The organism is Paragemmobacter straminiformis (assembly GCF_014243445.1).
Classification (GTDB): Bacteria; Pseudomonadota; Alphaproteobacteria; order Rhodobacterales; family Rhodobacteraceae; genus Paragemmobacter; species Paragemmobacter straminiformis.
This window is the reverse complement of record NZ_JACLQD010000001.1, coordinates 428,273-453,414: the sequence shown is the minus strand read 5'-3', so window position 1 is coordinate 453,414 and position 25,142 is coordinate 428,273. Positions and strand designations below refer to the sequence as shown.

Genomic DNA, 25,142 nt, shown 5'->3' with positions numbered 1-25,142 from the left:
GATTCACGCAATCATGAAAACCAACGCAGGCCGCTTCTTCGAGGATTACCGTCTGGGCGAGACCATCGTCCATGCGGTGCCGCGCACGCTGTCGGGCGGAGAGCGGGCGCTTTACCATGCGCTTTATCCGGCGCGGGGGGCGGTCTATTCCAGCGATGCCTTTGCGCGGACCTGCGGGCTGCCTGCGGCGCCGATGGATGACCTGATCGCCTTTCATACGGTCTTTGGCAAGACGGTGCCGGATATCAGCCTGAACGCGGTGGCGAACCTTGGCTATGCCGAGGGGCGGTGGCTGGCCCCGGTCTGGGCGGGGGATACGCTGCGGTCGGAATCGGTTGTGATCGGGTTGAAGGAGAACTCCAACGGCAAGTCCGGCGTCGTCTATGTGCGCAGTCGCGGGTTCAACCAGCACGGGGTGGTGGTGCTGGACTATGTGCGCTGGGTGATGGTGAAGAAGCGCGACCTTTCGGCCCCCGCGCCCGAGGCGGTGGTGCCGGAACTGGCGGCGGTGGTCGATCCCGCATCGCTGGTGGTGCCCGAGGGGCTGGATTTTTCGGCCTATGATTTCGCGCTGGCGGGCGAGCGGCATCGCTGGGGCGACTATGCGGTTGGCGAGAAGATCGACCATGTGGACGGGGTCACGATCGAGGATGCCGAGCATATGCTTGCCACGCGTCTGTGGCAGAATACGTCCAAGGTGCATTTCGATGTGACCCAGCGCGAGGACGGGCGGCGGCTGATCTATGGCGGGCATGTCATCAGCCTTGCGCGGGCGCTGAGTTTCAACGGCCTTGCCAATGCGCAGATGATCGTGGCGCTGAATGCGGGGGCGCATGCGAACCCGTGCTTTGCGGGCGATACGGTGCGGGCGTGGTCGGAAGTGCTTGACCGTGCCGAGACGGGGGCCAAGGGCGTGGGCGCATTGCGGTTGCGGCTGGTGGCGGTAAAGGACGGCGCGGCCCCCTTTGCCCATAAGGGGGCGGACGGGAAGTATGCGCCCGAGGTTCTGCTTGACCTTGATTACTGGGCGCTGGTTCCGCTGTGACGGGGCGCGGAATTTGACGCAAATTCCGGTGCGATTTTTGACGCAAAAATCGGCGGCAGGTCGGTGCGGGCGGAATTTGCGCCAAATTCCGTGCCGGTTTCTGCGTCAGAAACCGTGGCGGCTGGCGCGGTTCCGACGGTTTGGCGTTTAGTGATCACAGTTTTGAAACCTGTGATCACAAATTGAAAAAACTTCGGGGTTTAGCGCGAACATCGCCGCGCTGCGGCGTTGTGAAGCGTGACTCGGCCGGAAAAAGCGCTATTCATTCACGCAATGAGATCGAAGCGCGGACCGGCCTTGCCGGCTGACAGCGACGGAGGGAACCGAAATGGCTGAAGCGAAGCGGGTCGAGAGACCGCTTTCCCCACATTTGCAGATTTATCGTCCGCAACTCACCTCGATCACCTCGATCCTGACGCGGATCACGGGGAACGGGCTGATCGTCGGCACGATGCTGGCGGTGTGGTGGCTTTTGGCGGCGGCGGTGTCGCCCGAGTATTTCGCCGTGGCCGATGCGGTGGCGACAAGCTGGTTCGGGGATCTGGTGTTCACGCTTTCGGCCTGGGCGCTGTGGTACCACTACCTTGCCGGTCTGCGGCACCTCTATTTTGACGCGGGGCATGGTCTGGACATTCCCACGGCGGAAAAACTGGGCTGGGGCTGCATCATCGGATCGGTCGTGCTGACCATCCTGACCGTTCTGATCGTCTGAGGGCATCATGCGTTATCTGACCGACCGCAAACGGGCCGTGGGCAAGGGTGCCGCACATACCGGGACCGAGCATCACTGGTATATGAGCGCGAGCGCCGTGGCGCTGGCTTTCCTTGTGCCGACTTGGCTTTACATCTTCGGCCATGCGCTGGGGCAAAGCCACGAGGCCGTGGTTGCCACCTTTGCGCGGCCTTTTCCGGCCATTCTGACGGGCTTGGTGCTGTTCGTCTCGATGCGGCACTTTGCCAAGGGGGCCACGATGATGATCGAGGATTACAGCCACGGGTCCACGCGGCGCGGCCTGGTCATTCTGGCGCATTCGCTTTCCTATGTGATCACGGCCACGGGGCTTTACGCCCTGGTCAAGATCGCTCTTTGAAGGGTTCGACATGACGGCTTATCCGTATGAGGTTCACGACTATGATGTGGTCGTGGTGGGTGCCGGTGGCGCAGGGCTGCGGGCGACGCTGGGCATGGCCGAGCAGGGCTTGCGCACGGCCTGCGTGACCAAGGTGTTCCCGACGCGCAGCCACACGGTTGCGGCGCAGGGGGGGATTGCGGCCTCGCTGGGCAACATGGGGCCGGATTCGTGGCAATGGCACATGTACGACACCGTCAAGGGGTCGGACTGGCTGGGTGACACGGATGCGATGGAATATCTGGCGCGCGAGGCCCCCAAGGCGGTCTACGAGCTGGAGCATTACGGCGTGCCGTTCTCGCGCACCGAAGAGGGCAAGATCTACCAGCGCCCGTTCGGCGGCCATACGACCGAATATGGCGAAGGCCCGCCGGTGCAGCGCACCTGTGCCGCGGCCGACCGCACGGGGCATGCGATCCTGCATACGCTTTACGGGCAAAGCCTGAAGAACAACGCGGAATTCTTCATCGAGTATTTCGCGCTTGACCTGATCATGACCGAAGGGCGTTGCACGGGTGTCGTGGCGTGGAAGCTGGATGACGGCACGATCCATGTATTCAACGCCAAGATGGTGGTGCTGGCGACGGGCGGCTATGGCCGCGCCTATTTCAGCGCGACCTCGGCCCATACCTGCACCGGCGATGGCGGCGGCATGGTGGCGCGGGCGGGTCTGCCGCTTCAGGACATGGAATTCGTGCAGTTCCACCCGACCGGCATCTACGGGTCGGGGTGCCTTATCACCGAAGGGGCGCGGGGCGAGGGGGGCTATCTGACCAACGCCAATGGCGAGCGGTTCATGGAACGCTATGCGCCGCACTACAAGGACCTCGCGCCGCGCGACTATGTCAGCCGCTGCATGACGCTGGAAATCCGCGAAGGGCGGGGCGTGGGGGCCAATGGCGACCATATCCACCTGCACCTTAACCATTTGCCCAAGGAAACGCTGGACCTGCGGCTGCCCGGCATTTCGGAATCGGCGCGGATTTTCGCGGGTGTGGACCTGACGAAAGAGCCGATCCCGGTGCTGCCGACGGTTCACTACAACATGGGCGGGATTCCGACGAATTATTGGGGCGAAGTGCTGAACCCGACCGCCGACAATCCGGATGCCGTGTTCCCCGGCCTGATGGCCGTGGGCGAGGCGGGCTGTGCCTCGGTGCATGGCGCGAACCGGCTGGGGTCGAACAGCCTGATCGACCTTGTGGTGTTCGGCCGGGCCGCGGCCATCCGGGCCGGGCAGATTGTGAACCCCAAGGAAGCCGTGGCCCCCGTGAACAGGGCCGAGGTGGACAAGGCGCTGGGCCGGTTCGACGGTTTGCGCCATGCGGCGGGCGCCACGCCCACCGCCGAGCTGCGGCTCGAGATGCAGCGCACGATGCAGGCCGACGCGGCGGTGTTCCGCACCGAAAAGACGCTGGCCGAGGGCGAGGCGAAGATGACCGCGATTGCGGGCAAGGTCGCGGACCTGAAGGTCACGGACCGCAGCCTTGTGTGGAACAGCGATCTTATGGAAACGCTGGAACTGACCAACCTGATGCCCAACGCGCTGGCCACGATCTATGGCGCGCATGCCCGCACCGAAAGCCGGGGCGCGCATGCGCATGAGGACCACCCGCAGCGCGACGATGCCAACTGGCGCAAGCATTCGCTGGCATGGGTCGATGGCGACAAGGTCACGCTGGGCTATCGCGCGGTGCATGTGGACCCGCTGACGACCGAAGCCCAAGGCGGGATCAGCCTGAAGAAGATCGCCCCCGCGGAGCGCAAGTTCTGATGGGCCTTCGGCGGGAAGATGCCGCTTCGGCGGGGCGCGGAAGGGGCGGGGCTGCGGCCCCGATCCGTTCCGGTGCAGGCTGGTCGGGATTGGTCCTGACCGGAGGTTTGCCCATGTCTTGCCTGAAACTGATGCCCGTTCTTGCCCTTGGTCTTTTGGCGGCCTGTTCGCCCGAAGATGTGGCCGACAAGGTGGGGCGACGCACTGCCGAGACGGTCGTCTCGCCCGTGGTCGGCAACGGGGCTGCGACACGATGCATCGTGCAGAATGCCGATGCGGCGGAAATCCAGACGCTGGTGCGCGATGTGGGCACGGTGGCGGGGTCTTCGACCGAGGCGCTGATCCGCACGATCGCGGGCCGCGCCCCGACGCAGGCCTGTTTCAGGGCGGCGGGCATCGCCGCGCCGGTGATATGATGATGCGGGGGCTGGCGCTTGGCCTTTCTTTGCTGACACTGGCCGCGTGCGGGCCGGTCACGGTCGAGCAGGCGGAACGGCAATGTTTCGAGCGGGCGCGTCTTGCGGCGGGCCCGCGCGGCGAGGTCGGGGTTGGCGTCGGATCGGACGGGCGGATGTCGGCCTCGGTCGATGTGACGGTGACGTCGGACTACCTTGGCGGGCGCGACCCTGCGGCGGTCTTTGACGCCTGCGTCTACCAGAAATCAGGCCAGCCTCCGAGCCGGCCGCTCTACTCATTCCCGGAATGGAAGGGATAAGCCTATGGTCCAGTTCACGCTGCCGAAGAATTCGAAAATCCGCACGGGCAAGACATGGCCGAAGCCTGCGGGCAAGAACGTGCGCAAGTTCCAGATCTATCGCTGGAGCCCCGATGACGGCGAGAACCCGCGCGTCGACACCTATTTCGTCGATATGGACAGCTGCGGCCCGATGGTTCTGGACGCGCTGATCAAGATCAAGAACGAGATCGACCCGACGCTGACCTTCCGCCGGTCCTGCCGCGAGGGGATTTGCGGGTCTTGCGCGATGAACATCGACGGGATCAACACGCTGGCTTGCATCTATGGCCTCGACGAGGTGCGCGGCGATGTGAAGATCTACCCCTTGCCGCACCTGCCGGTGATCAAGGACCTGATCCCCGATCTGACGCATTTCTACGCCCAGCATGCGAGCATCATGCCCTGGCTCGAGACAAAGACGAACCGCCCCGCCAAGGAATGGCGGCAGTCGATCGAGGATCGCAAGAAGCTGGACGGGCTTTATGAATGCGTCATGTGCGCGTCGTGCAGCACGTCATGCCCGTCGTACTGGTGGAATGGCGACAAGTATCTGGGGCCGGCAGCATTGCTGCATGCCTATCGCTGGATCATCGACAGCCGCGACGAGGCCACGCCCGAGCGTCTGGATGCGCTGGAGGACCCGTTCAAGTTGTATCGGTGCCACACGATCATGAACTGCGCCAAGACCTGCCCCAAGGGGCTGAACCCCGCCAAGGCGATTGCCGAGATCAAGCGGATGATGGTCGACCGCGTGGTCTGAGGGCGGCTGCGCTGATGCGGAACAGGGCCGGGGATTTCTCCGGCCCTTTTGCATGGCGGGGCTTTGGGTCCGGTCTGGCAAGCGCGGCGCATTTCCGGCGGCAAGGCCCCCTTTCCCTTGTGACGCCTTGGCCCTAGTTTGGCGCGAAACGCAGGGAGGCGGGGATGACGGTTCATATCGGGGCAAGGGCGGGCGACATTGCCGAGACGGTGCTGCTGCCGGGAGACCCCTATCGCGCGCGCTGGGCGGCGGAGACCTTTCTTGAAAACCCGCGTCTGGTGAACGAGGTGCGGGGGATGCTGGGCTATACCGGCACATGGCGCGGCAAGCCCGTGACCATCCACGGGTCGGGCATGGGGATGCCGTCGATTTCGATCTATGCCAACGAGTTGATCCGCGATTTCGGCGCGCAGACGCTGATCCGCATCGGGTCGGCGGGGGCGTTGCAGCCGCATCTGAAGGTGCGCGATCTGGTCTTGGCGCAGGCGACGACGACACTGGGCAGCCCGTCGCGGTCGATCTTCCGCGAATTGAGCTTTGCGCCCGTGGCCGATTTCGGGCTGCTGGCGGCGGCGCATGGGGCCGCGGTGGCAAAGGGGATCACCACGCATGTGGGCGGGGTCTATTCCAGCGACACCTTCTATGACGAGCGGCAGGACCTGTCGGACCAGTTGCAGCGGCATGGCACGCTGGCCATCGAGATGGAGGCGGCCGAGCTTTACACCCTTGCCGCGCGTTACGGGCGGCGGGCGCTGGCGGTGCTGACGATCTCGGACCACATCCTGACGGGCGAGGCCCTGCCCGCCGACCAGCGCGAGCGGAGTTTCGGCGATATGGTCGAGATCGCGCTGACGGCGGCTTTCGCCTAGGGGCGCAGGCAGTCGCGCGGGGATTTTCCTTGCGGGGCGGTGGTTTCTGCCCCGCAGGCGGCACAGCGCCATGCCGTGGGGCCTGTCGTGCGGTCAAGCCGCCAGCGGCAATGCCGGGTCAGCGTCGCGTTGCGGCGCGCGAGCCACATATAGGCCAGCGTGCCGAGGAGCAGAAAAAGCAGCAAGAGGGGCATGGCATCCTTGCGGTTCGGGGCGGGCGGTTGGCCCGCCCCGTCCGGGCAGGTCAGCGCACGATGTAGATGATGCGGCGCTGGCCGTTTTCGACAAGAACCGGAACGCCGTTGATATAGGCGTAGGAGTAGGTGGTTTCCGGCACGGGCCGCAAGGTCACGGTTTCGGGCAGGCTTGCGCCTGTCACGACCTCGCCCTCGAGGTAGATCGGATCGACGGGGTTGTCGCGCACATAGGTTGTGACCGTCGTTTCGGGCGTGGACGCAGCCCCGCTGGCCGCGCCGACCGCACCGCCCACGGCCGCGCCGATGGGCCCCGCGATGAGCGCGCCCGCAACGGCCCCGATTGCGCCGCCTGCTGTGGCATTGCCTGCGGTGTCGCCGTCATAGGTCGTGGTCTTGAGCTTGAAGCGGTCGCGGTTGGGGTAGATCGCCACGGGGGCGTTGTTTTCCACGACGGTCAGATAATCGCCCGAGGCCCAGCCGGTCTGGCCGTCGAAGGTGACCTGACACCAGCTTTGCTCGGCCAGACAGCCGCCGACGCTGACGGCGGTTTGTGCGGGGATGACCGCGACGATGGGATAGACCGGGCCGGGGCCTGCGCGCAGGTTCAGGTCGGTCCATGCGGTGACCGCCATCTGGTCCTGGGCATGGGCGGCACCGGCGAGAAGCAGTGCGGAAAGGGTAAGCAAGCGGAGCATCGGTCGTGTCCTCCTTGTTGAGACACAGGAGTAACACGAACCCCCCCCGCCCCGTTCCATCACGGGTGCGGGGGGGCAGGGTCGGGAGAGGGGAGGACCCTCCCGTTCCGGTCAGGCCGCGAGCGGGCTGCGGCCGGCGTAGATTTCGGCGTTGGGGCAGAAGGCGGCGTCCGCGGGGCTGCGGATGTCGCCCTTGTGCAGGGCAAGCGTGCAGGCGGCGCGGTCGGGGCAGTGGTGGCAGGTGGACAGCAGTTCGAGGTAATCGGCGCGCCTGGCCTGAAGCTCGGCTTCGGGGATGCCGAATACGGCGGCCATGCGGGCGATGCGGTCGGGCACATCGGCGGGGATGGCGATGAATTCAGCAATCTGGGCGCGCGACATGCCAAGATCGTCAAGCTCGCGGTCGGACAGGGCGTCGACGGATTTCAGGTCATGCCAGCGGTCGAGGAAGGCGCGGATACGGTCGAACATGGGGGTCCCTTTGGCTATGTTGCTTGGGGGAACCCTGCGCCCGTGGCACGGATCGGGCCTTGATTTGGGTCAAACGCAAGGCGGGGAAATGACGAGGTTTCGTCAGAAGGCGGTGGAAGGTGCGTAGCACCTGCGCACCCTACGCCCTGTCGGGTGCGCCTGCGCGACTGGCCTTTACTCGGCGGCGATGGCCTGACGGTCGACCAGCGTGACGATGTCGAGCATGATGCGGTTCAGCTCGAAGTCCTTGGGGGTGTAGACGGCGGCGACGCCCATCGCGCGGAGTTTGGCGGCATCCTCGTCGGGGATGATGCCGCCCACGACGACGGGGATGTCCGACAGGCCCGCCGCGCGCAGGCGGTCGAGGGTTTCGGTGATCAGCGGCAGGTGCGAGCCGGAGAGGATCGACAGGCCGATGACATGGGCGCGCTTTTCGGCGGCAGAGGCCACGATTTCTGAAGGGGTCAGGCGGATGCCGTCGTAATGGATCGCCATGCCGCAGTCGCGGGCGCGGGCGGCGATTTGCTCGGCTCCGTTGGAATGGCCGTCAAGGCCGGGTTTGCCCATGAGGAAGGTGAGCGGGCGGCCGAGTTTGGCCGAAAGGGTCGCCACGGCGTCGCGGATCGGCTCTAGCCCCTCGGTCCGGTTCGAGGGGGCAGAGGAAACGCCGGTGGGGGCGCGGTATTCGCCAAAGGCCTGACGGATCACGGCGCCCCATTCGCCGGTGGTCACCCCCGCCTTGGCGGCGGCGATGGAGGCGGGCATGATGTTGGCCCCCGTGGCGGCGGCCTGGCGCAAGGCGGCGAGCGACTTTTCCACGGCCTGCGGGTTGCGGGCTTCGCGCCATGCGGTCAGGCGGGCGATCTGGTCGGCCTCGGCCTGCGGATCGGCCTGCATGACCGCGCCATCGCCTGCGGTAAGGGGAGAGGGCGCGGCCTCGGTCCAGCGGTTGACGCCGACGACGGTGGTTTCTTTCGACTCGATCTTGGCAAGACGGTCGGAGTTCGATTCGACAAGACGGGATTTCATGTAATCGATGGCCGCGACCGCCCCGCCCATCGCGTCGATCTGCGCCAGTTCCTCGCGCGCGCCTTGCTTGAGGGCTTCGACCTTGCGGTCGATGGCGGGGTTGCCGTCGAAAAGATCGTCGTATTCCAGAAGGTCGGTTTCATAGGCGAGGATCTGCTGCATCCGCAGCGACCATTGCTGGTCCCACGGGCGGGGCAGGCCAAGCGCCTCGTTCCAGGCGGGCAGTTGCACGGCGCGGGCGCGGGCCTTTTTCGACAGCGTCACGGCGAGCATCTCGATCAGGATGCGGTAGACGTTGTTTTCGGGCTGCTGTTCGGTGAGACCGAGCGAGTTCACCTGCACGCCATAACGGAAGCGGCGGAATTTCTCGTCGGTGATGCCGTAGCGGGTGGCGCAAAGCTCGTCCCATAGGTCGACAAAGGCGCGCATCTTGCACAGTTCGGTGACGAAGCGGATGCCCGCGTTCACGAAGAACGAGATGCGGCCCACCATCGCGGGGAAGTCTGCGGCGGGGACCTTGGTTTTCAGGTCGTCCAGCACGGCGCAGGCGGTGGCGAGGGCAAAGGCAAGTTCCTGTTCGGGCGTCGCCCCCGCCTCTTGCAGATGGTAGGAGCAGACGTTCATCGGGTTCCATTTCGGCAGGTGTTTCTGCGTATAGGCCGCGACATCGGTGATCATGCGTAAGGAGGGCGCAGGCGGGCAGATATAGGTCCCGCGCGAGAGATATTCCTTGATGATGTCATTCTGCACGGTGCCTTGCAGGGCCGCGATGTCGGCCCCCTGTTCTTCGGCCACGGCGATGTAAAGGGACAGCAGCCACGGGGCGGTGGCGTTGATCGTCATCGAGGTGTTCATCGCCTCGAGCGGGATCGCGTCGAACAGCATGCGCATGTCGCCCAGATGCGCCACGGGCACGCCGACCTTGCCCACCTCGCCCCGCGCGAGTTCGTGGTCGCTGTCATAGCCGGTCTGGGTGGGCAGGTCGAAGGCGACCGACAGGCCCGTCTGCCCCTTGGCAAGGTTGGTGCGGTAGAGCGCGTTCGAGGCGGTGGCCGTGGAATGGCCGGCATAGGTGCGGAAGAGCCAGGGGCTGTCTTTCTTGGCGGTCATGGGGGACTCCTGCGCGCTCTCGGCAATTTTCTTACGTCAGGACGGTAATAGAGGACATAATCGTTCCTTGTCAATTCGCCGCGTTGCGGCATTCCGCGGCGCGGCATCGGTGGCCCCCGGCGGGCCGATGTGCCGCGCGCTGTGTGAAAAGGACAGGGCGGCTTTCCCTTCCTCTTGCCCCAAATATCCTCGGGGGGTGAGGCCCGCAGGGCCGAGGGGGGCGGAAAGCCCCCCTTGCCTTGGCCGATGCAGATCGTGGGAGGACCCTCTTAACAACTCGGTATCCCGCACCTATATTCACGGCGAAGGCTCCTGCCGCGCTGCGGCACAACAAGGGGGGCCGAGGGTCGAAGGGCCTTTGATCGATGCGCGTTTCGCTTGCGCTTGGTGTCGTTTCGGTTCTGATGGCTGCCCCTGTGGCGGCGCAGGATGCGGTTTTCGATGTGGTCAACGCGACCGGCTTCGGCATCGTCGGCTTCTACGGCTCGGCCGATGGTGATGTGTCGTGGGAAGAGAATCTTCTGGGCGGCCAGACGCTGGCGCCGGGGGCAAGCCTGTCGGTGAACTTCGACAACGGGTCGGGCAATTGCGTCTTCGACCTGCGCGCGGTCTTTGACGATGGCGACGAGACGGTGGTGCAGGATGTCGATGTCTGCACGCAGAAATCCGTCACGCTGAACTGACGCTTTGACAGCGGACCGCGCTGCGGGCAGCGTGGCTGCATGAATGCGACGGTCGAACTTCCGCTTTGGCTGGTCATCCTTGTGGTGGTCCTGTCGGCCATCGCGGCGCTTGACCGGATTTTGGTGCCTTCGGTGCGCTGGTTCTTCCGCCGCCGGATGGAGCAGGCGGTCGCGCGGCTGAACGCGCGGCTGGAACGGCCCATAGCGCCCTTCAAGCTGGCGCGGCGTCACGACATGATCTTGCGGCTGGCCTATGACCCCAAGGTGATGCAGGCCGTGGCGGAACAGGCGGCCGAGGCCGGGATTCCCCCCAATGTCGCCGCCGAGCAGGCGCGCGACTATGCCGCCGAGATCGTGCCCGCCTTTTCGGCGACCATGTATTTCGGCTTTGCCGTGCAATTGGCCCGCTGGATCACCCGGGCCTTTTACGAGGTGCGCATCGGATCGGTGTCGGAAACGCTCGACCGGATCGACCGCGACGCGACCGTGGTCTTCGTGATGAACCACCGCAGCAACATGGATTACGTGCTGGTCACATGGCTGATCGCCGACCGGCAGGCGATTTCCTATGCCGTGGGCGAATGGGCGCGGGTCTGGCCGCTGAGCCGTCTGATCCGCGGCATGGGGGCCTATTTCATCCGCCGCGGGTCGCGCAACACGCTCTACCGGCGGGTTCTGGCGCGCTATGTGCAGATGGCGGCCTCGGAAGGGGTGGCGCAGGCGATCTTTCCCGAGGGCGGGCTGAGCCTTGACGGAAAGGTGGGCGCGGCGCGGCTGGGGCTTTTGTCCTATTTCGTCGCGGGCTTCGATCCGGCGGGGCGCGACGTGCTGTTCGTGCCGGTCGGGCTGGCCTATGACCGCGTGCTCGAGGACCGCGTGCTAGTCGAGGCGGCCGATACGGGGCAGCGGCGTTTCCGGCCCACGGTGGTGGGGGCGGCTGCATTTTCGGCGCGGATGCTGTGGCGGATGCTGCGGGGCAATTTTCCCGGTTTCGGGGCCACGGCTGCGGGATTCGGCGCGCCGGTGTCCTTGCGCGCCTTCATGGCCGAATCCGGTGCCGGTGCCGGGGGCGATGCCGGGGGTGATCCGGTCGCGGCGCTGGGGGCCGAGATGATGGCGCGCATCGTGCGGTCGGTGCCGGTGCTGCCCGTGCCTCTGGTCGCCGCGGCGCTGGGCGCGGGGGATGCGGGGGCTTTGGCCGCGCGGGTGGCCGATCTGGTCCGACGGCTCGAGGCTGACGGCGCGTCCTTGCGGTTGCATCCGGGCGGTCTGGACGAAACCCTGCGCAGGGCGCTGCGCCATTTGCAGCGGCGCGGCATGATCGGGCCGGATTTGCAGGTGCGGGCGGGCAAGGAGGGGCTGGTGGCCTTTTACGCAGCCCCAGTCCTGCAGCGGCTGGAGCGGGCGGATGCCGCAACGCGGCAGACATAAAATTACAAAAACGGCGCTTCATCTATTGCAATATTGCGCTTTCATCCTTTATCTCTGTCTCGACCCGCCCCGATTCTGCGGCGCGGCATGGCATGGAGGCCCCGATGGCATTGGACACGCACCGTTATGACGCCGAGGTGAAGGACCTGTACGAACTGGGCGAGATGCCGCCCTTGGGCCATGTGCCGAAGCAGATGTATTCCTGGGCGATCCGGCGCGAGCGGCATGGCGAGCCGACGCAGGCCTTTCAGGTGGAAGTGGTCGACACATGGGCCATCGACAGCCACGAGGTGCTGGTCATGGTGATGGCGGCGGGGGTCAATTACAACGGCGTCTGGGCCGGTCTGGGACAGCCGATCAGCCCCTTTGACGGCCACAAGCAGCCCTATCACATCGCAGGGTCGGATGCGGCGGGCATCGTCTGGGCGGTGGGCGACAAGGTCACGCGCTGGAAGGTGGGCGACGAGGTCGTGATCCACTGCAACCAGGACGATGGCGACGACGAGGAATGCAACGGCGGCGATCCGATGTTCTCGCCCAGCCAGCGGATCTGGGGATACGAGACGCCGGACGGATCCTTTGCCCAGTTCACGCGGGTTCAGGCCCAGCAGCTGATGCCGCGGCCCAAGCACCTGACATGGGAGGAATCGGCCTGCTACACGCTGACGCTGGCCACAGCCTACCGGATGCTTTTCGGACACGAGCCGCATGACCTGAAGCCGGGCCAGAACGTGCTGGTCTGGGGCGCATCGGGCGGGCTTGGCGTCTACGCGATCCAGCTTATCAACACGGCGGGGGCCAATGCGATCGGCGTGATCTCGGACGAATCCAAGCGCGATTTCGTCATGGGCCTTGGCGCCAAGGGGGTCATCAACCGCAACGATTTCAAATGCTGGGGGCAATTGCCCAAGGTCAACACGCCCGAATACAACGACTGGCTGAAGGAAGCGCGCAAGTTCGGCAAGGCGATCTGGGACATCACCGGAAAGGGCGTGAACGTCGACATGGTCTTCGAACATCCGGGCGAGGCGACCTTTCCCGTCTCGTCCCTCGTGTGCAAGAAAGGGGGCATGGTGGTGATCTGCGCGGGCACCACGGGCTTCAACTGCACCTTCGACGTGCGCTACATGTGGATGCACCAGAAGCGCCTGCAAGGCAGCCATTTCGCCCATCTGAAACAGGCAAGTGCGGCGAACCGTCTGATGATCGAGCGCCGGCTTGACCCCTGCATGTCCGAGGTCTTTCCCTGGGCCGAAATTCCGCAGGCCCATATGAAGATGCTGAAAAACCAGCACAAACCGGGCAATATGGCCGTTCTTGTGCAGGCCCCGCGCCCCGGGCTGCGCACGTTCGAGGATACGCTGGAAGCCAGCCGCCCGGCCTGAGCCTGACCGCAACCCCGCAAGACGCCGCCCGCTTCGGGCGGCGTTTTCGTTTCCGTTCCGGAAACCGATTGTCGCGTTTCGGGGTGATACTCTCACCCCTTGGTGGAGTGTTATGCTGATCCGGTACGGTTGGTTGTGGTTTTTGCGGGTCAGGTCATGGGTCACGAGTGGATATTCGACGTGCTCGCCGACCTGCGGGCCTATGCCGAGCAGAACGACCTTCCCGACATCGCCCGCAAGACCGAAGAGCTGATCGCGGTCGCCCGCGACGAGATCGCCGGCCACGCGCCTGCCGGAGACGGGGATACGCCGTCGGGGCGGATGAACTGACCCGCGCCGTTTCAGCCTTGTGAAAATACTCCCGGGGGGGTCAAGGGGGGCAGGCGGCCCCCCTTGGGGCGGGCATCGGGCCGCAGCCCCTGTCATCTTGCCGCGCGGGCCTTTATGCTGGCCGGCATGAACGTGCCCGCCCTTACCTTTTCCGACGATCAGGCCGAAGCCTGGGACCGCGTGGCGGCCGAGCTTTACCTCAACGGGATCGACCTTGCCTCGGGCGAGCTGACGCCGCGGGCCGAGGGCAAGCCTTCGGTGCTGGCGGTGGTGGGCAAGGCGGGGTCGGGCAAGACCATGCTTTTGGCCAGCCTGACCAAGGCGCTGGTCGCGGCCGGTGTCGACGTGGTTTCGGGCGATTACGAGGGCAAGCGCCGCAAGGACCGGCGCACGCTGGCGGTGCTGGCGCCGACTAACAAGGCGGCCTCGGTGCTGCGCTTGCGCGGGGTTCCGGCGACGACGATCCACCGCATCCTTTACACCCCGCTTTACGATCCGGAATACGAGCGCATCGCGGAATGGCTGGCCGGAAACGGCGAGCGGCCGGTGGTCGAGGGTTTGACCGATCTGGCGCTCGACCGCGCGCTGGGCTTTTACCAGCAGGTCGCCTCGATCCCCGGTGCGCTGGCGGCGGCGGGGCTGAAGGGGTCGGATTTCATCAAGGGCTGGAAGCGGCGCGAAGAGCCGCTGGATGTGGGATTCATCGACGAAAGCTCGATGCTGGACGAGAAGGCGCTCGAGGATCTGCGCGAGATATTCCCGACGCTCGTGCTGTTCGGAGACCCCGCGCAGCTGGCCCCCGTGGGCCTTTCGGGCGAGATGGTCTTTGACCGGCTGGGCGGGTCGCGCAAGCTGGTGCTGAGCCGGATACACCGCCAGACGCAGGACAACCCAATCCTCGATCTGGCCCATGCGCTGGGGGACGAGGCGCTGAGTTTCGACCGCTTCGAGCGGATGGTGGAACAGGCGGCGGCGTCCGACGGGCGGGTGGTGCTGGCCGAGCGGGTGGACGCGGACCTGATGGCGCGCAGCCCCGTGCTGGTCTGGCGCAATGCCACGCGCATCCGGCTGATCTCGGCCTTTCGGGGGGCATACGGCGCGCCCGAGGATGCGCTGCTGCCGGGCGAGCCGCTGATCTGCGACGGTATCGAATTGCCGCTGAAGCATCGCAAGAAGCGCATCGACCTCGAGGCGCGGGGGCTGATCAAGGGGGCGCAGGTCATCTACCTTGGACCCGGCAGCAAGGACGGTTTCGCGCGGCTGCATGTGGTCGGGGCGGAAGATCCGCAAGTCTCGGCCGCCAGCATCATCAAGATCGAGAAGCCCGACGAGGTGGAGCCCTTCATCCCTTCGGCGGCGAAGATGGGGGCGGCCTTTCTGCACGGGGCGGCGGTGACGATCCACAAGGCGCAAGGCTCGCAGTGGGAGGATGTGCAGGTCTTTGCCCCCGACATCTATGCCGCGGCACAGGCGGGGCGCTCGGAGGCGGGGGTGCCGCTGTGGAAGCGTCTGGCCTATGTCGCCATCACGCGGGCCGAGAAGCGGCTGCTTTGGGTCACGCGCTACCGCTTGGGCCGCCCGAAAGAGGCGCTGGGGGTCGACGACCTGCGCAAGGGGCCGGTGGCGCTGGCGCTGTCGGGCGAGGAGTGAGCAAAATCCTTGCAGGGATTTTGCAATTTTCTTCAAAGAAAATTGCGGCGGGGCCGGGGTTTCGCTAGGGTCTGGCCAAGATCAGGAGGCTTCCATGCGCTGCGTTTTCGTCCAGTTCCGCTGCACCCCCGGCAAGACCTACGAGGTTGCCGATGCCATCTATGACCGCGAGGTGGTGAGCGAGCTGTTCTCGACCAGCGGGGAATATGACCTGATCGCCAAGGTCTATATCCCCGACGAGGAGGATGTGGGGCATTACCTCTCGGGTCGGCTGTTCGACATTCCGGACATCGTGCGCACCCTGACGACGATGACCTTCAAGGCGTTCTGACGCCACGTTCGGGACGATTTTTCTGCGAAAAATCAGGGGGGCTTCGCGCCCCCCTCGGGGCTTTGCCCCGTCACCCCCTGCGGAGTATTTCCGCAAGGCTGAACGGGTCAGAGCCAGCGGGCGCGGTCCGTGCCTGTGGCTTCGGCCACGGTCGTGAAGCCGTCGCGGGCAAGGAGGCTGTCGAGGCCGCGGGCGATTTCGGCGGCGAGGGAGAGGCCCTGATAGACCATCGCGGTGTAGAATTGCACGGCCGTGGCGCCTGCGCGGATCTTGGCATAGGCCTGTTCCGCCGAGCCGATGCCGCCCACGCCGACGAGGGGGACCCTGCCTTCGGTCAGGTGCGAGAGGCGGGCGAGGGTGCGGGTGGATTTCTCGAACAGGGGCGCGCCGGAGAGGCCGCCCGCCTCGGTCCGGTGGCGGCTTTTCAGCCCGTCGCGCGCGAGGGTGGTGTTGGTGGCGATGATGCCCGCGATGCCCGAGGCGAGGGCGACTTCGGCCACATCGACGAGGTCCTGGTCGGTCAGGTCGGGGGCGATCTTGAGAAAGACGGGGATCGGCCGTGCGAGGGCGGCGCGCGTGTCCATCACGCCCGCGAGCAGGGCGCCAAGGGCGGCGCGGCCCTGAAGGTCGCGCAGTTTCTCGGTGTTGGGCGAGGAGACGTTGACGGTGGCGAAATCGACATGCGGGCCGCAGAGGGCGAGGACGCGGGAGAAATCGGCGGCGCGGTCGGTGCTGTCCTTGTTGGCCCCGAGGTTGAGGCCCACTGGAACCGCGCCGCGCGTGCGGGCGGCAAGGCGGGCGGCGATCGCCTCCATCCCGTCGTTGTTGAAGCCGAAGCGGTTGATCGCGGCGCGGTCTTCCGTCAGGCGGAACAGGCGGGGTTTGGGGTTGCCTGCCTGCGGGCGGGGGGTGGCGGCGCCGACCTCGATGAAGCCGAAGCCCGCGCGCGACAGCGGTGCCACGGCGGTCGCGTTCTTGTCGTAGCCCGCGGCGAGGCCCACGGGGTTTTGCAGCGCCATTCCCGCGAGCGTGGCAGCAAGGCGGGGCGAGGTGACGGGGCCGGACAGCGGGGCAAGGCCCGATTGCAGCGCGGCGAGCGACAGGCCGTGGGCGGTTTCGGGATCAAGCCGGTGCAGGGCCGCGAGGGCGGCGCGTTCGACGAGGGTCACCATACGCCCTCGGGGAAGATATGTCCGGTGGCCCCGAGGGGGAGGGATTTGTCCCAGACGACCTCGGCCAGGCGGAGGGGGCGGTAGAGATGCGGGAACAGTGCCCCGCCGCGCGAGGCTTCCCATTTGAGCGCGGGCCCGAGGGTGTCGCTGTTGAAGGCGACGAGGACAAGGTCGCTTTCGGTGGCGAACCATTTGGCCGCCGTTTCCGCGACCTGTGCCGAGGTCGAGAAATGGATGAAGCCATCGGCCAGATCGACCGGCGCGCCTGCGGTTTCACCTGCGGCGCGGAAGGCATCCCATTCGGGGCGACGGAAGATCTTGTAGATCAGCATGGGCGGTTCATGCACCGCGCCGCGCGGTCGGTCAATGGGCTGCGAGGGGGACGGCTTGGCGCAGGGGCCTGACGCGCCTATGTTCGCGCGATGTGCGGACGTTTCACCATCACCCATCCGAACGAGGCGCTTGCGGCGTTGTTCGACGCGCTGCCCGGAAACGACCTGCCGCCGGTGCCGCGCTACAACGTCTGTCCCACGACGCCCGTCGCCGTGGTGACGAGCGAGGGCGGGGCGCGGCGGCTGCGGGCGATGCGCTGGGGGTTCATTCCGGGTTGGTACAAGACGCCTGCGGACGGGCCGCTCATCATCAACGCGCGGTCCGATACCGTGGCGGTGAAGCCCGCCTTCCGCGAGGCGGTGCGCGCGCGGCGCTGTATCGTGCCTGCAAGCGGGTTCTTCGAATGGCAGACCGAAGGCAAGGCCAAGCTGCCGTGGTATTTCACCCGCAGCGACGGTGCGCCGCTGGCCTTTGCGGGGCTGTGGCAGCGCTGGGGCGAGATCGACACCGTGGCCATCGTCTCGACCGATGCGGGGCCGGGGATGGCGGGGCTGCACCACCGCGAGGCCGTGGTGCTGGAAGCGCGCGACTGGCCGTTGTGGCTGGGCGAGGCAGGGCACGGGGCGGCGGTCCTGATGAAGCCGAGCGCCGAGGGCGTGTTGCGCTGCCATCGGGTGGATGTGGCGGTCAATTCCAACCGCGCGGAAGGTGCGCAGCTGATCGCGCCGATTTTGGCCTGAGTGTCTTGCACTCGGTCTTATCGCTGGCTAGATAGGCGTCAGCGCGGGCGTTGTGTAATGGTAAGACCCTTGCCTTCCAAGCAAGAGACGCGGGTTCGATTCCCGCCGCCCGCTCCACCGAAACCCTTCCCGATCATTCCGGATAGTCGACGGCGGTGGCGGCCTTTTCGGCCTGTTCCATGTCCATCCACATCGGTTCGAACACGTTGCCATCGGGGTCGAGGAAGGTGCGGCTGTACATGAAGCCGTAGTCGATGGCGGCTTTGGGTTCGGTTCCGCCGTGGGCAAGGGCGGCTTCGGTGATGGTATCGACGGCGGCGCGGCTGTCGCGCGACAGGGCGAGCAGGGCGGCCGAGGATTTTGCCGGATCCGAGCGGGGCAGGGCCGAGAAATAGTCGAAACGCGCGTGGGTCAGCAGCATCAGGAAGATCGCGTCAGAGATCACGATGCAGGCGGCCTGATCGTCGGTGAAGCGCGGCTCGAGGGTGAAACCGAGGGATTCGTAAAAGCGGATGGACCGCGGCAGGTCGGATACGGGCAGGTTGACGAAGATCATCTGGTGCATGGGCGGGCCCCTTCCTTTCGCCCCATCGTGACTGCGGGAACGGGAGGCGGTCAAGGGGGGCTGGCGTGGCCTGAGGATCGGCAAAGCCGACGCCGCGCGCGCGCTGTTGCTGGCGCTGGCAAGGGGGCCTGCGGTGGGCGTGCCGGTTCGGGGGGTGCGCGGTCGGATCGTGGCGCCCCGCCCGTGCAGGGTGCCCCTGCCGATCCGGCAGGGGGCATCGTTTTGGCCTGATGCGATCCGGCCCTAGCGGCGGCGGTCGCGCCGCGCGCTCATCGGCTGGAAGGCGACGCCGACATGGGCCTCGCAATAGGGTTTGCCGGGCAGCGAGGGCAGGCCGCAGAACCAGAAGTCATCGGTCGCGGGGTCGCCGATCGGCCATTTGCAGGTGCGTTCGGTGAGTTCCATGAGCGTGAGCTTGCGGGCGCGCTTTTCGACCTCGCGCACCGAGGCCAGCGCTTCGGGGCTGATCTCGTTGGCCGAGGGCTGCGGCGGCAGGGGTTGGCCTGCGGGCACGATGGCCTTGCGCAGCGGCAGCGGCGTGACATTGCCGGGGGCCGAGGCGGCGGGCGCGGCGCTGGGGGCAGCGGCGGCGGGGCGTTCGGGGGCCGCGCGGGGCGCGGGCGCTTCGGCGCGGGGCGCGGGTTCGGGGCGCGGGTCGGGCCGTGCGGCAGCGGCGGGGGCGGCGGGGATTTCCACCTCGTCCTCGTCCTTGCCGCCGGCGACGCGGTTGGACAGGCCAAGGCGATGCACCTTGCCGATCACCGCGTTGCGGGTCACGCCGCCAAGTTCTTTGGCGATCTGGCTGGCGCTTTGGCCTTCGGCCCACATGCGCTTGAGCGTCTCGACGCGCTCGTCGGTCCAGGACATCGGCATTCCCCGTGGTTTCATGCGACAAGACCCCATTCTAGACGGGCCGTCGCGGGATACAAGCGGGCGGGATACAGGCGGGGGGGCGGAAGATCAAGCGCCGAGGCGGAAAACCCCGACTTGACGGTGGACTTATCGGCTGCGTTTCGCTATGGCGACGCCATGACCGCAGGAAACGCCCCCTTTGCGCTGCCCCGACGCCGACGCTGACCGCGCCGCGCCCTTCCGGCATTTTTCCTGCAATCCCCTGCCCGAGTCGTCCGGGCGAACCCTTTCCTTCCGTTGACACCTCCCAAGGCCAGCCTTTACGGCTATGGCTTCGCTTTCAAGGACAATGCCCCATGATCCCTCACGTCCTGCCGACCTACAACCGTGCCCCCATTGCCTTCGTCAAGGGCGAAGGCTCGTGGCTGACGGCCGAGGATGGCAGCCGATATCTCGATCTGGGGGCGGGGATCGCGGTGAATGCGCTGGGCCATGCCCATCCGGCGCTGGTGGCGACGCTGACCGAACAGGCGGCCAAGCTGTGGCATGTCTCGAACCTGTATCGCATTCCCGAACAGGAGCGGTTGGCCGACCTGCTGGTCGAGAACAGCTTTGCCGATACGGTGTTCTTCACCAATTCGGGGACCGAGGCTGCCGAACTCGCCATCAAGATGGCGCGGAAATACTGGTATGACAAAGGCGAGCCCGAGCGGGTCGAGATCATCACCTTCGAGGGCGCGTTTCACGGCCGCTCGACCGGTGCCATCGCGGCGGCGGGGTCCGAGAAGATGGTCAAGGGCTTCGGCCCGTTGATGCCGGGCTTCACCCATCTGAAATTCGGTGACCACGAGGCGCTGCGCGCCGCGGTGACGGGCAGGACGGCGGCGATCATGATCGAACCGGTGCAGGGCGAGGGCGGTATCCGCGTGCTGCCCGACGCCTGCCTGAAGGGGCTGCGCGATCTGGCCGACAGCGTGGGTGCGTTGCTGATCTTTGACGAGGTGCAATGCGGCATGGGGCGGACGGGCAAGCTGTTCGCCCATGAATGGGCCGGTGTGACGCCCGATATCATGATGGTCGCCAAGGGCATCGGCGGCGGCTTTCCGCTGGGGGCGGTGCTGGCCACGGAAAACGCGGCAAGCGGTATGGTCGCGGGCACGCATGGTTCGACCTATGGCGGCAACCCCTTGGGCTGCGCGGTGGGGGCCAAGGTGGTCGAGATCGTGGCCGACGACGCCTTCCTTGCCGGTGTGGGCCGCAAGGGCGCACGGTTCCGGCAGGGGCTGGAAGGTCTGGTCGCCGCCCATCCGCAGGTGTTCGAAGCCGTGCGCGGGCAGGGGCTGATCCTTGGCCTGAAGTGCCGGGCCGCCAATACCGACGTGGTCAAGGCCGCCTATGCCGAGCATCTGCTGACGGTGCCTGCCGCCGACAATGTGCTGCGCCTTTTGCCCGCGCTGAACATCGCCGACGAGGACATCGCCGAGGCTCTGGCCCGGCTCGACCGTGCGGCGGTGGCCGTGGAACAGGCGCTTTGACATGCTGGCCATCGTGGAACGCGTGCATCGGAGCGGGCTGCGATCGAACGGTCTGATTGTCACCCTTGCCCAAATACTCTCAGGGGGTCCGGGGGCAGAATGCCCCCGGTGCTTCCGCCGGAAAGATGAATGAAATGAAACACTTCCTCGACATCCACAAGACCGATGCGACCGAATTGCGCGGCATGATCGATTCTGCCCATGCGATGAAGGCCGCGCGGAACGGCCGGCCGAAGGGGTCGCCCGACGACGACACGCCGCTCAAGGGGCGGATGGTGGCGCTGATCTTCGAAAAGCCCTCGACCCGCACGCGGGTCTCGTTCGACGTCGGCGTGCGCCAGATGGGCGGTGAGACGATGGTGCTGTCGGGCAAGGAGATGCAGCTTGGCCACGGCGAGACCATTGCCGATACGGCGCGGGTGCTGAGCCGCTATGTCGATCTGATCATGATCCGCACCTTCGAAGAGGCGACGCTGCTCGAGATGGCGGAACATGCCACGGTGCCGGTGATCAACGGGCTGACCAACCGCACCCATCCCTGCCAGATCATGGCCGATGTGATGACCTATGAGGAACATCGCGGCCCCATCGGCGGCAAGAAGGTGGTCTGGTGCGGCGATGGCAACAACGTCTGCGCCTCGTTCCTGCATGCGGCGGGGCAATTCGGCTTCGATTTCACCTTTACGGGGCCGGAAACGCTGGATCCCGAGGATCGCTTCGTGCAATTCGCCCGCGAGAAGGGGTCGAAGGTGGTGATCGCCCGTGATCCTTTCGTGGCGGTCGAGGGGGCGGATCTGGTGGTCACGGACACATGGGTGTCGATGCATGATCCCGAAAGCGCCAAGGAGCGCCGCCACAACCAGTTGCGGCCCTATCAGGTGAACGAGCAGCTCATGTCGCGCGCCAAGCCCGACAGCCTGTTCATGCATTGCCTGCCCGCGCATCGCAACGACGAGGCGACGAGTGCGGTGATGGACGGGCCGCATTCGGTGATTTTCGACGAGGCGGAGAACCGCCTGCATGCGCAAAAGGCGGTGATGCGCTGGTGTCTCGGCCTGTGACCGCGGACCAGGCGGAGCGGCCTTGCGGCCGCAGGCGACAAGCGCGCCAAGGCGCGCGGGTTCAGGGGGGCTTTCCGCCCCCCTCGCCGCCCTTGGGGGCGGCTCACCCCCCGAGGATATTTGCGCGAATGTGAAGGCGGCGAGGGTCTTTGCCTGCGCTTGCCTTCGGGGTTGCGGCTGGCGGCGGCGGGCGGCGGCGAAGGTGCGGCTTTTGCGCGGTCAGCCGAAGCGGTGTTTCAGGATGACGGGCAGGATCAGGTCTTCCTCGTCGGCCAGATGCCGTTCGAGCTGGGCGGTGAAGGGCGAGAGGCTGTCGTGGAAGCGTCCTGCCTGCGCGCGCCTGTCGGGGCTTTGCAGCAGGGTGTTGGCATCGGTCACGAAACTGTCGAGCAGGGCATCGAGCGCGTGGTGGTCGGTGTCGAGAATCTCGAAGCCATGCGCGAGGCGGGGTTCGAGGGCGGCGAGTTCGGGGAAATAGGCGTCATCCTCGATCCGGTGGTGGCCGATCAATTCGTCGACGAGACGGCGGCCGAGCGGGACGAGGCGCTGCGGGAAGCTGTCGGGGTCGGCGGTGCCGTCGATCAGGCTTTGCGTCTCGGTGCGGATGCGGGCCATGAGGTGGCGAAAGCCCATGTGCCGGTCAAGCCAGAAGGAGACGAGGCCGTGGAACTGCGGATGGTCCGGCCAGCCCGCGCGGGGATGCGCGTGGAGCAGGTCGAGGAGTTCGGGCGGAAGGCCCGTGCGGATGGCGAGGGCGAGGGGATCATCGGTCATGCGCCATCGTGCAGGATGCGGTGGCAAGGCGCAACGGGGCGGCGCGGCTGCCGTGGCGGGCAAACGGGGCATTGACAGCGGCAGGGGGCGGGAGGACGGTGGCCCCCGATCCGGGACCTGTCGGTCCGGGATCCGTCGATCCGTGATCGATCCTTCCGCAATACAAGGGGCCAGACGCCATGCATCACCGTTCCATCGCCGTATACGACCGTTTCCTCGGGGCGCTGTCGGGCATCCTGACCAAGGCCGAGGCGCATTGCGTCGCCAAGAACATCAAGCCCGAGGCGATGCTGACCTTCCGGCTGTTTCCGGACATGTTCCCTTTCGTCAAGCAGGTGCAGCTGTCCTGCGATTTCGCGGCCCGTGCGGCGGCCCGCCTTGCGGGCGAGGAGCCGAAGAGCTTTCCCGACACCGAAACCAGTTTCGCCGAATTGCAGGGCCGGATCGCGGCGGCGCGGGGGTATATCGCGTCGTTCGACGCATCGCTTTATGCGGGGGCCGAGACGCGCAACATCACCATCAAGGTGCGGGGCAACGACATGGTGATGACGGGCGAGACCTTTCTGAACTTCTACTCCTTGCCGCAGTTCTACTTCCACATTGCCACCGCCTATAACATCTTGCGCCACAACGGGGTCGAGGTGGGCAAGGGCGATTACATGGGGGCCTGAGATGGCGACCGCGCTGGTCTGCATCGACATGCAGATGGGTATGGCCGAGCGCATCGCCGCAGGGCGGGAGCAGGCCAATCCGCAAGTCGAGGCGCATGTGGCGGCGCTGCTGGCGCTGTTCCGCGCCAAGGGCTGGCCCGTGGTGCATGTGCATCATGACGAGGAGGGCACGCCGTTCCGGCGCGGCCTTCCGGCGGGGGCCGCGATGCCTTGCGCGCTGCCATTGGCGGGCGAGGCGGTGTTGTGGAAGTCGCGGTCGTCGGCCTTTGCGGGAACGGGGCTCGAGGCGCTGTTGCGCGGGGCGGGGGTCGGGCGGATCGTGGTGATCGGGGCGGTTGCGGCCTTTTGCGTGACCTCGACGGTGCGGGCGGCGTCGGACCTCGGGTTCGAGGTGGTTTTGCCGGGGGATGCCTTGCTGGCCTTCGATCTGCCCGCGCATGATGGCGGGCGGCTTGGGGCCGATGTGGTGCTGCGGGTGACGCTGTCGCTGCTGGGTGCGGATTTCGCGCGGCTGGTGACAGCCGATCAGGTGGAAGGCGTTCTTGCGGCGTGACGCGGCAGGGGGTGCCGCGTCAGCGTGTTTTTCGGGGGGGCGTCAGGCCGGAACCGGTCTGGCCCCGTCTGCCGCCGCCGTCCGTCCGGCAAGGGCCGCGACGATCACGAGAAGGATCGCAAGCGTTCCGTAGGTGAAGCGGAAGCCGACATGTTCCGCAACGAAACCGATGGTCGAGGGCGCGACGAGGATGCCGGCGTAGCCCATCATCGTGACCGCAGCGATCCCTGCGCCCGGCGACAGGCCGGGGTGGTTTCCGGCGGCCGAAAACATGATCGGCACCATATTGGCCACGCCAAGGCCCGCGAGGGTGAAGCTGGCGATGGCGATCACATCGGTCGGGGCCAGCGCGCCGCCGAGCATGCCCGCCGCCGCGATCAGGGCCGAGACGCGCAGCGTCTGCACCGCGCCGAAGCGGTTGCGCACCCCGTCGCCGGCAAAGCGCATCACCGCCATCGCCCCCGAGAAGAAGGCGAAGGCGAGGCCCGAGCGGGAGAGGTCGGCGCCGAGTTCCTCGGACAGGTAAAGTGCCGCCCAGTCGAGGACCGCGCCTTCGGGCACCATCGAGAAGAGCGCGAGCAGGCCAAGCAGCCAGATCGCGGGATCGCGCGGCAGAAGCCCGCTTTTGGGGTGCCCGGCGGTCGCGGCCTTTTGCGCCGCCGTTTCGCCCAGCAGGAAGGGCATGGCCCCGAGGACCAGAACCGCCGCCACGCTTGCGGCCCAGAGCGCCTGCGCCTCGGCCCCCCAATGCTTGATGATCCAGCTGCCCAAGGCGCCGCCGAAGAAGCCGCCAAGGCTCCAGAACCCGTGGGAGGAGGACATGATCGCCCGGCCCAGACGGCGTTCGACATCGACGGCATTGGCGTTCATCGACACATCCATGCAGCCGATGAGCGCGCCGAGGGCGGCCATCATCAGCGCGAGGATCGGGATATCGGGCGCAAAGACCACGGCGGGCAGGACGGGGACGACCGCGAGGGCGAAGCCGCGCAGGACGGCGCGGTTGCCGTAGCGGGCGATGAGGCGGCCCGAGAACAGCATCGAGCCGACCGCCCCGAGGCCAAGGACGAGGATCAGGAGGCCGAGGGTGAATTCGCTGATGTCATGGCGCGGCAGCAGAAGCGGGATCTGCGGGGCCCAAGCGCCCATCGTGAAGCCGTTGGCAAGGAACATCGCCGCCACGGCCCAACGGCCACGCCGTGCTTTGGTGATGTCGTCGGTCATCTGCCTGCCCCTTGTCGTCTTTTGCGAACGGGCTGT

The 25,142-nt window shown here is 66.5% G+C and carries 29 protein-coding genes and 1 tRNA gene; 20 read left to right on the top strand and 10 right to left on the bottom strand.

Going from position 1 to position 25,142, the window contains the following annotated elements:
* The first annotated feature begins 13 nt into the window (after nucleotides 1–13).
* The 8 genes from H7F16_RS02125 to deoD all read left to right on the top strand — a co-directional run bounded on the left by H7F16_RS02125 (nucleotide 14) and on the right by deoD (nucleotide 6,314).
* Nucleotides 14–1,045 carry a MaoC family dehydratase gene (locus H7F16_RS02125; protein ID WP_185795899.1) on the top strand — a complete coding sequence of 344 codons (1,032 nt, stop codon included), beginning with the start codon at nucleotides 14–16 and terminating at the stop codon, nucleotides 1,043–1,045.
* Nucleotides 1,046–1,373: 328 nt separating this feature from the next.
* On the top strand, nucleotides 1,374–1,757 hold the full coding sequence (gene sdhC / locus H7F16_RS02120; RefSeq protein WP_185795898.1) for a succinate dehydrogenase, cytochrome b556 subunit: 384 nt from the start codon (nucleotides 1,374–1,376) through the stop codon (nucleotides 1,755–1,757).
* Nucleotides 1,758–1,764: 7 nt separating this feature from the next.
* Complete coding sequence (locus H7F16_RS02115) at nucleotides 1,765–2,136, top strand: succinate dehydrogenase, hydrophobic membrane anchor protein (protein ID WP_185795897.1); 372 nt, start codon at nucleotides 1,765–1,767, stop codon at nucleotides 2,134–2,136.
* 10 nt (nucleotides 2,137–2,146) lie between these two features.
* Entirely contained in the window at nucleotides 2,147–3,949 is a 1,803-nt protein-coding gene (gene sdhA / locus H7F16_RS02110; RefSeq protein ID WP_185795896.1) for a succinate dehydrogenase flavoprotein subunit, read from the top strand.
* Nucleotides 3,950–4,080: 131 nt separating this feature from the next.
* Entirely contained in the window at nucleotides 4,081–4,365 is a 285-nt protein-coding gene (locus H7F16_RS02105) for a hypothetical protein (protein ID WP_185795895.1), read from the top strand.
* Nucleotides 4,362–4,664: a hypothetical protein gene (locus H7F16_RS02100; protein WP_241741141.1), complete on the top strand. Its 303-nt coding sequence runs from the start codon at nucleotides 4,362–4,364 to the stop codon at nucleotides 4,662–4,664. The genes H7F16_RS02105 and H7F16_RS02100 overlap by 4 nt, the downstream gene beginning before the upstream one ends.
* 4 nt (nucleotides 4,665–4,668) lie before the next feature.
* Nucleotides 4,669–5,445 carry a succinate dehydrogenase iron-sulfur subunit gene (locus H7F16_RS02095; protein ID WP_185795894.1) on the top strand — a complete coding sequence of 259 codons (777 nt, stop codon included), beginning with the start codon at nucleotides 4,669–4,671 and terminating at the stop codon, nucleotides 5,443–5,445.
* A 164-nt stretch (nucleotides 5,446–5,609) separates the two neighbouring features.
* The gene (deoD, locus tag H7F16_RS02090) at nucleotides 5,610–6,314 is read left to right on the top strand and encodes a purine-nucleoside phosphorylase (RefSeq protein ID WP_185795893.1); all 705 of its coding nucleotides are present in this window, start codon (nucleotides 5,610–5,612) and stop codon (nucleotides 6,312–6,314) included.
* Here the strand turns inward: deoD and H7F16_RS02085 are convergent.
* The 4 genes from H7F16_RS02085 to H7F16_RS02070 all read right to left on the bottom strand — a co-directional run bounded on the left by H7F16_RS02085 (nucleotide 6,311) and on the right by H7F16_RS02070 (nucleotide 9,816).
* Entirely contained in the window at nucleotides 6,311–6,508 is a 198-nt protein-coding gene (locus H7F16_RS02085; RefSeq protein ID WP_185795892.1) for a hypothetical protein, read from the bottom strand. The two genes, deoD and H7F16_RS02085, sit on opposite strands and share 4 nt — an antisense overlap.
* 50 nt (nucleotides 6,509–6,558) lie before the next feature.
* Nucleotides 6,559–7,206 (bottom strand): DUF1236 domain-containing protein, encoded by a 648-nt coding sequence (locus tag H7F16_RS02080; RefSeq protein WP_185795891.1) that lies wholly within the window; start codon nucleotides 7,204–7,206, stop codon nucleotides 6,559–6,561.
* Between the two features lie 111 nt (nucleotides 7,207–7,317).
* Nucleotides 7,318–7,677: a YjiS-like domain-containing protein gene (locus H7F16_RS02075; protein ID WP_185795890.1), complete on the bottom strand. Its 360-nt coding sequence runs from the start codon at nucleotides 7,675–7,677 to the stop codon at nucleotides 7,318–7,320.
* Nucleotides 7,678–7,851: 174 nt separating this feature from the next.
* Nucleotides 7,852–9,816, bottom strand: a complete 1,965-nt coding sequence (locus H7F16_RS02070; RefSeq protein WP_185795889.1) for a protein meaA — start codon at nucleotides 9,814–9,816, stop codon at nucleotides 7,852–7,854.
* A 365-nt stretch (nucleotides 9,817–10,181) separates the two neighbouring features.
* Here H7F16_RS02070 and H7F16_RS02065 point away from each other — a divergent pair, with 365 nt between their 5' ends.
* The 6 genes from H7F16_RS02065 to H7F16_RS02040 all read left to right on the top strand — a co-directional run bounded on the left by H7F16_RS02065 (nucleotide 10,182) and on the right by H7F16_RS02040 (nucleotide 15,626).
* Nucleotides 10,182–10,499 (top strand): hypothetical protein, encoded by a 318-nt coding sequence (locus H7F16_RS02065; RefSeq protein ID WP_185795888.1) that lies wholly within the window; start codon nucleotides 10,182–10,184, stop codon nucleotides 10,497–10,499.
* Nucleotides 10,500–10,538: 39 nt separating this feature from the next.
* Nucleotides 10,539–11,930, top strand: a complete 1,392-nt coding sequence (locus H7F16_RS02060) for a 1-acyl-sn-glycerol-3-phosphate acyltransferase (protein WP_185795887.1) — start codon at nucleotides 10,539–10,541, stop codon at nucleotides 11,928–11,930.
* A gap of 104 nt (nucleotides 11,931–12,034) precedes the next feature.
* Nucleotides 12,035–13,315, top strand: coding sequence for a crotonyl-CoA carboxylase/reductase (ccrA, locus tag H7F16_RS02055; RefSeq protein WP_185795886.1), 1,281 nt, complete (start codon nucleotides 12,035–12,037; stop codon nucleotides 13,313–13,315).
* A gap of 156 nt (nucleotides 13,316–13,471) precedes the next feature.
* Nucleotides 13,472–13,645, top strand: coding sequence for a hypothetical protein (locus H7F16_RS02050; RefSeq protein WP_185795885.1), 174 nt, complete (start codon nucleotides 13,472–13,474; stop codon nucleotides 13,643–13,645).
* A gap of 126 nt (nucleotides 13,646–13,771) precedes the next feature.
* Nucleotides 13,772–15,295, top strand: coding sequence for an ATP-dependent DNA helicase (locus H7F16_RS02045; protein WP_185795884.1), 1,524 nt, complete (start codon nucleotides 13,772–13,774; stop codon nucleotides 15,293–15,295).
* A gap of 94 nt (nucleotides 15,296–15,389) precedes the next feature.
* Complete coding sequence (locus H7F16_RS02040; RefSeq protein WP_185795883.1) at nucleotides 15,390–15,626, top strand: Lrp/AsnC family transcriptional regulator; 237 nt, start codon at nucleotides 15,390–15,392, stop codon at nucleotides 15,624–15,626.
* A 107-nt stretch (nucleotides 15,627–15,733) separates the two neighbouring features.
* On the opposite strand, the gene H7F16_RS02035 is transcribed toward H7F16_RS02040, so the two are convergent.
* Together H7F16_RS02035 and H7F16_RS02030 are read right to left on the bottom strand one after the other, a co-directional pair.
* Entirely contained in the window at nucleotides 15,734–16,795 is a 1,062-nt protein-coding gene (locus H7F16_RS02035; protein ID WP_185795882.1) for a quinone-dependent dihydroorotate dehydrogenase, read from the bottom strand.
* Entirely contained in the window at nucleotides 16,792–17,130 is a 339-nt protein-coding gene (locus tag H7F16_RS02030) for a DUF952 domain-containing protein (RefSeq protein ID WP_185795881.1), read from the bottom strand. The genes H7F16_RS02035 and H7F16_RS02030 overlap by 4 nt, the downstream gene beginning before the upstream one ends.
* A gap of 90 nt (nucleotides 17,131–17,220) precedes the next feature.
* Here H7F16_RS02030 and H7F16_RS02025 point away from each other — a divergent pair, with 90 nt between their 5' ends.
* Nucleotides 17,221–17,871 carry an SOS response-associated peptidase gene (locus H7F16_RS02025; RefSeq protein WP_185795880.1) on the top strand — a complete coding sequence of 217 codons (651 nt, stop codon included), beginning with the start codon at nucleotides 17,221–17,223 and terminating at the stop codon, nucleotides 17,869–17,871.
* A gap of 43 nt (nucleotides 17,872–17,914) precedes the next feature.
* Nucleotides 17,915–17,988: transfer RNA gene (locus H7F16_RS02020), tRNA-Gly, on the top strand.
* 16 nt (nucleotides 17,989–18,004) lie between these two features.
* On the opposite strand, the gene H7F16_RS02015 is transcribed toward H7F16_RS02020, so the two are convergent.
* Together H7F16_RS02015 and H7F16_RS02010 are read right to left on the bottom strand one after the other, a co-directional pair.
* Nucleotides 18,005–18,436: a VOC family protein gene (locus H7F16_RS02015; RefSeq protein WP_185795879.1), complete on the bottom strand. Its 432-nt coding sequence runs from the start codon at nucleotides 18,434–18,436 to the stop codon at nucleotides 18,005–18,007.
* Between the two features lie 243 nt (nucleotides 18,437–18,679).
* Nucleotides 18,680–19,303 (bottom strand): GcrA family cell cycle regulator, encoded by a 624-nt coding sequence (locus tag H7F16_RS02010; RefSeq protein WP_185795878.1) that lies wholly within the window; start codon nucleotides 19,301–19,303, stop codon nucleotides 18,680–18,682.
* A gap of 341 nt (nucleotides 19,304–19,644) precedes the next feature.
* Here H7F16_RS02010 and H7F16_RS02005 point away from each other — a divergent pair, with 341 nt between their 5' ends.
* Nucleotides 19,645–20,823, top strand: a complete 1,179-nt coding sequence (locus H7F16_RS02005) for an aspartate aminotransferase family protein (RefSeq protein WP_185795877.1) — start codon at nucleotides 19,645–19,647, stop codon at nucleotides 20,821–20,823.
* Nucleotides 20,824–20,957: 134 nt separating this feature from the next.
* On the top strand, nucleotides 20,958–21,884 hold the full coding sequence (gene argF / locus H7F16_RS02000; RefSeq protein ID WP_185795876.1) for an ornithine carbamoyltransferase: 927 nt from the start codon (nucleotides 20,958–20,960) through the stop codon (nucleotides 21,882–21,884).
* Nucleotides 21,885–22,103: 219 nt separating this feature from the next.
* On the opposite strand, the gene H7F16_RS01995 is transcribed toward argF, so the two are convergent.
* The gene (locus H7F16_RS01995) at nucleotides 22,104–22,658 is read right to left on the bottom strand and encodes a hemerythrin domain-containing protein (protein ID WP_185795875.1); all 555 of its coding nucleotides are present in this window, start codon (nucleotides 22,656–22,658) and stop codon (nucleotides 22,104–22,106) included.
* Nucleotides 22,659–22,837: 179 nt separating this feature from the next.
* Between H7F16_RS01995 and H7F16_RS01990 the strand changes: the two genes are divergently transcribed.
* A complete protein-coding gene (locus tag H7F16_RS01990; RefSeq protein ID WP_185795874.1) occupies nucleotides 22,838–23,329 on the top strand; it encodes a DUF1993 domain-containing protein in 492 nt (163 codons plus the stop codon).
* A 1-nt stretch (nucleotide 23,330) separates the two neighbouring features.
* A complete protein-coding gene (locus H7F16_RS01985; protein ID WP_185795873.1) occupies nucleotides 23,331–23,882 on the top strand; it encodes a cysteine hydrolase family protein in 552 nt (183 codons plus the stop codon).
* A 42-nt stretch (nucleotides 23,883–23,924) separates the two neighbouring features.
* On the opposite strand, the gene H7F16_RS01980 is transcribed toward H7F16_RS01985, so the two are convergent.
* On the bottom strand, nucleotides 23,925–25,106 hold the full coding sequence (locus H7F16_RS01980; RefSeq protein WP_185795872.1) for an MFS transporter: 1,182 nt from the start codon (nucleotides 25,104–25,106) through the stop codon (nucleotides 23,925–23,927).
* Between the last annotated feature and the right edge of the window lie 36 nt (nucleotides 25,107–25,142).

What these genes read in the sequence shown, in the direction of transcription:
- H7F16_RS02030 (WP_185795881.1), bottom strand. Translation starts at nt 17,130, where the DNA reads ATGCTGATCTACAAGATCTTCCGTCGCCCCGAATGGGATGCCTTCCGC.
- argF (WP_185795876.1), top strand. Translation starts at nt 20,958, where the DNA reads ATGAAACACTTCCTCGACATCCACAAGACCGATGCGACCGAATTGCGC.
- H7F16_RS02015 (WP_185795879.1), bottom strand. Translation starts at nt 18,436, where the DNA reads ATGCACCAGATGATCTTCGTCAACCTGCCCGTATCCGACCTGCCGCGG.
- H7F16_RS02050 (WP_185795885.1), top strand. Translation starts at nt 13,472, where the DNA reads ATGGGTCACGAGTGGATATTCGACGTGCTCGCCGACCTGCGGGCCTAT.
- H7F16_RS02060 (WP_185795887.1), top strand. Translation starts at nt 10,539, where the DNA reads ATGAATGCGACGGTCGAACTTCCGCTTTGGCTGGTCATCCTTGTGGTG.
- H7F16_RS02045 (WP_185795884.1), top strand. Translation starts at nt 13,772, where the DNA reads ATGAACGTGCCCGCCCTTACCTTTTCCGACGATCAGGCCGAAGCCTGG.
- H7F16_RS02100 (WP_241741141.1), top strand. Translation starts at nt 4,362, where the DNA reads ATGATGATGCGGGGGCTGGCGCTTGGCCTTTCTTTGCTGACACTGGCC.
- H7F16_RS01985 (WP_185795873.1), top strand. Translation starts at nt 23,331, where the DNA reads ATGGCGACCGCGCTGGTCTGCATCGACATGCAGATGGGTATGGCCGAG.
- H7F16_RS02010 (WP_185795878.1), bottom strand. Translation starts at nt 19,303, where the DNA reads ATGTCCTGGACCGACGAGCGCGTCGAGACGCTCAAGCGCATGTGGGCC.
- ccrA (WP_185795886.1), top strand. Translation starts at nt 12,035, where the DNA reads ATGGCATTGGACACGCACCGTTATGACGCCGAGGTGAAGGACCTGTAC.
- H7F16_RS02075 (WP_185795890.1), bottom strand. Translation starts at nt 7,677, where the DNA reads ATGTTCGACCGTATCCGCGCCTTCCTCGACCGCTGGCATGACCTGAAA.
- H7F16_RS01990 (WP_185795874.1), top strand. Translation starts at nt 22,838, where the DNA reads ATGCATCACCGTTCCATCGCCGTATACGACCGTTTCCTCGGGGCGCTG.
- H7F16_RS02025 (WP_185795880.1), top strand. Translation starts at nt 17,221, where the DNA reads ATGTGCGGACGTTTCACCATCACCCATCCGAACGAGGCGCTTGCGGCG.
- H7F16_RS02065 (WP_185795888.1), top strand. Translation starts at nt 10,182, where the DNA reads ATGCGCGTTTCGCTTGCGCTTGGTGTCGTTTCGGTTCTGATGGCTGCC.
- H7F16_RS02070 (WP_185795889.1), bottom strand. Translation starts at nt 9,816, where the DNA reads ATGACCGCCAAGAAAGACAGCCCCTGGCTCTTCCGCACCTATGCCGGC.
- H7F16_RS02080 (WP_185795891.1), bottom strand. Translation starts at nt 7,206, where the DNA reads ATGCTCCGCTTGCTTACCCTTTCCGCACTGCTTCTCGCCGGTGCCGCC.
- deoD (WP_185795893.1), top strand. Translation starts at nt 5,610, where the DNA reads ATGACGGTTCATATCGGGGCAAGGGCGGGCGACATTGCCGAGACGGTG.
- H7F16_RS01980 (WP_185795872.1), bottom strand. Translation starts at nt 25,106, where the DNA reads ATGACCGACGACATCACCAAAGCACGGCGTGGCCGTTGGGCCGTGGCG.
- H7F16_RS02125 (WP_185795899.1), top strand. Translation starts at nt 14, where the DNA reads ATGAAAACCAACGCAGGCCGCTTCTTCGAGGATTACCGTCTGGGCGAG.
- sdhA (WP_185795896.1), top strand. Translation starts at nt 2,147, where the DNA reads ATGACGGCTTATCCGTATGAGGTTCACGACTATGATGTGGTCGTGGTG.
- H7F16_RS02085 (WP_185795892.1), bottom strand. Translation starts at nt 6,508, where the DNA reads ATGCCCCTCTTGCTGCTTTTTCTGCTCCTCGGCACGCTGGCCTATATG.
- H7F16_RS02105 (WP_185795895.1), top strand. Translation starts at nt 4,081, where the DNA reads ATGCCCGTTCTTGCCCTTGGTCTTTTGGCGGCCTGTTCGCCCGAAGAT.
- H7F16_RS02095 (WP_185795894.1), top strand. Translation starts at nt 4,669, where the DNA reads ATGGTCCAGTTCACGCTGCCGAAGAATTCGAAAATCCGCACGGGCAAG.
- H7F16_RS02040 (WP_185795883.1), top strand. Translation starts at nt 15,390, where the DNA reads ATGCGCTGCGTTTTCGTCCAGTTCCGCTGCACCCCCGGCAAGACCTAC.
- H7F16_RS01995 (WP_185795875.1), bottom strand. Translation starts at nt 22,658, where the DNA reads ATGACCGATGATCCCCTCGCCCTCGCCATCCGCACGGGCCTTCCGCCC.
- H7F16_RS02005 (WP_185795877.1), top strand. Translation starts at nt 19,645, where the DNA reads ATGATCCCTCACGTCCTGCCGACCTACAACCGTGCCCCCATTGCCTTC.
- sdhC (WP_185795898.1), top strand. Translation starts at nt 1,374, where the DNA reads ATGGCTGAAGCGAAGCGGGTCGAGAGACCGCTTTCCCCACATTTGCAG.
- H7F16_RS02115 (WP_185795897.1), top strand. Translation starts at nt 1,765, where the DNA reads ATGCGTTATCTGACCGACCGCAAACGGGCCGTGGGCAAGGGTGCCGCA.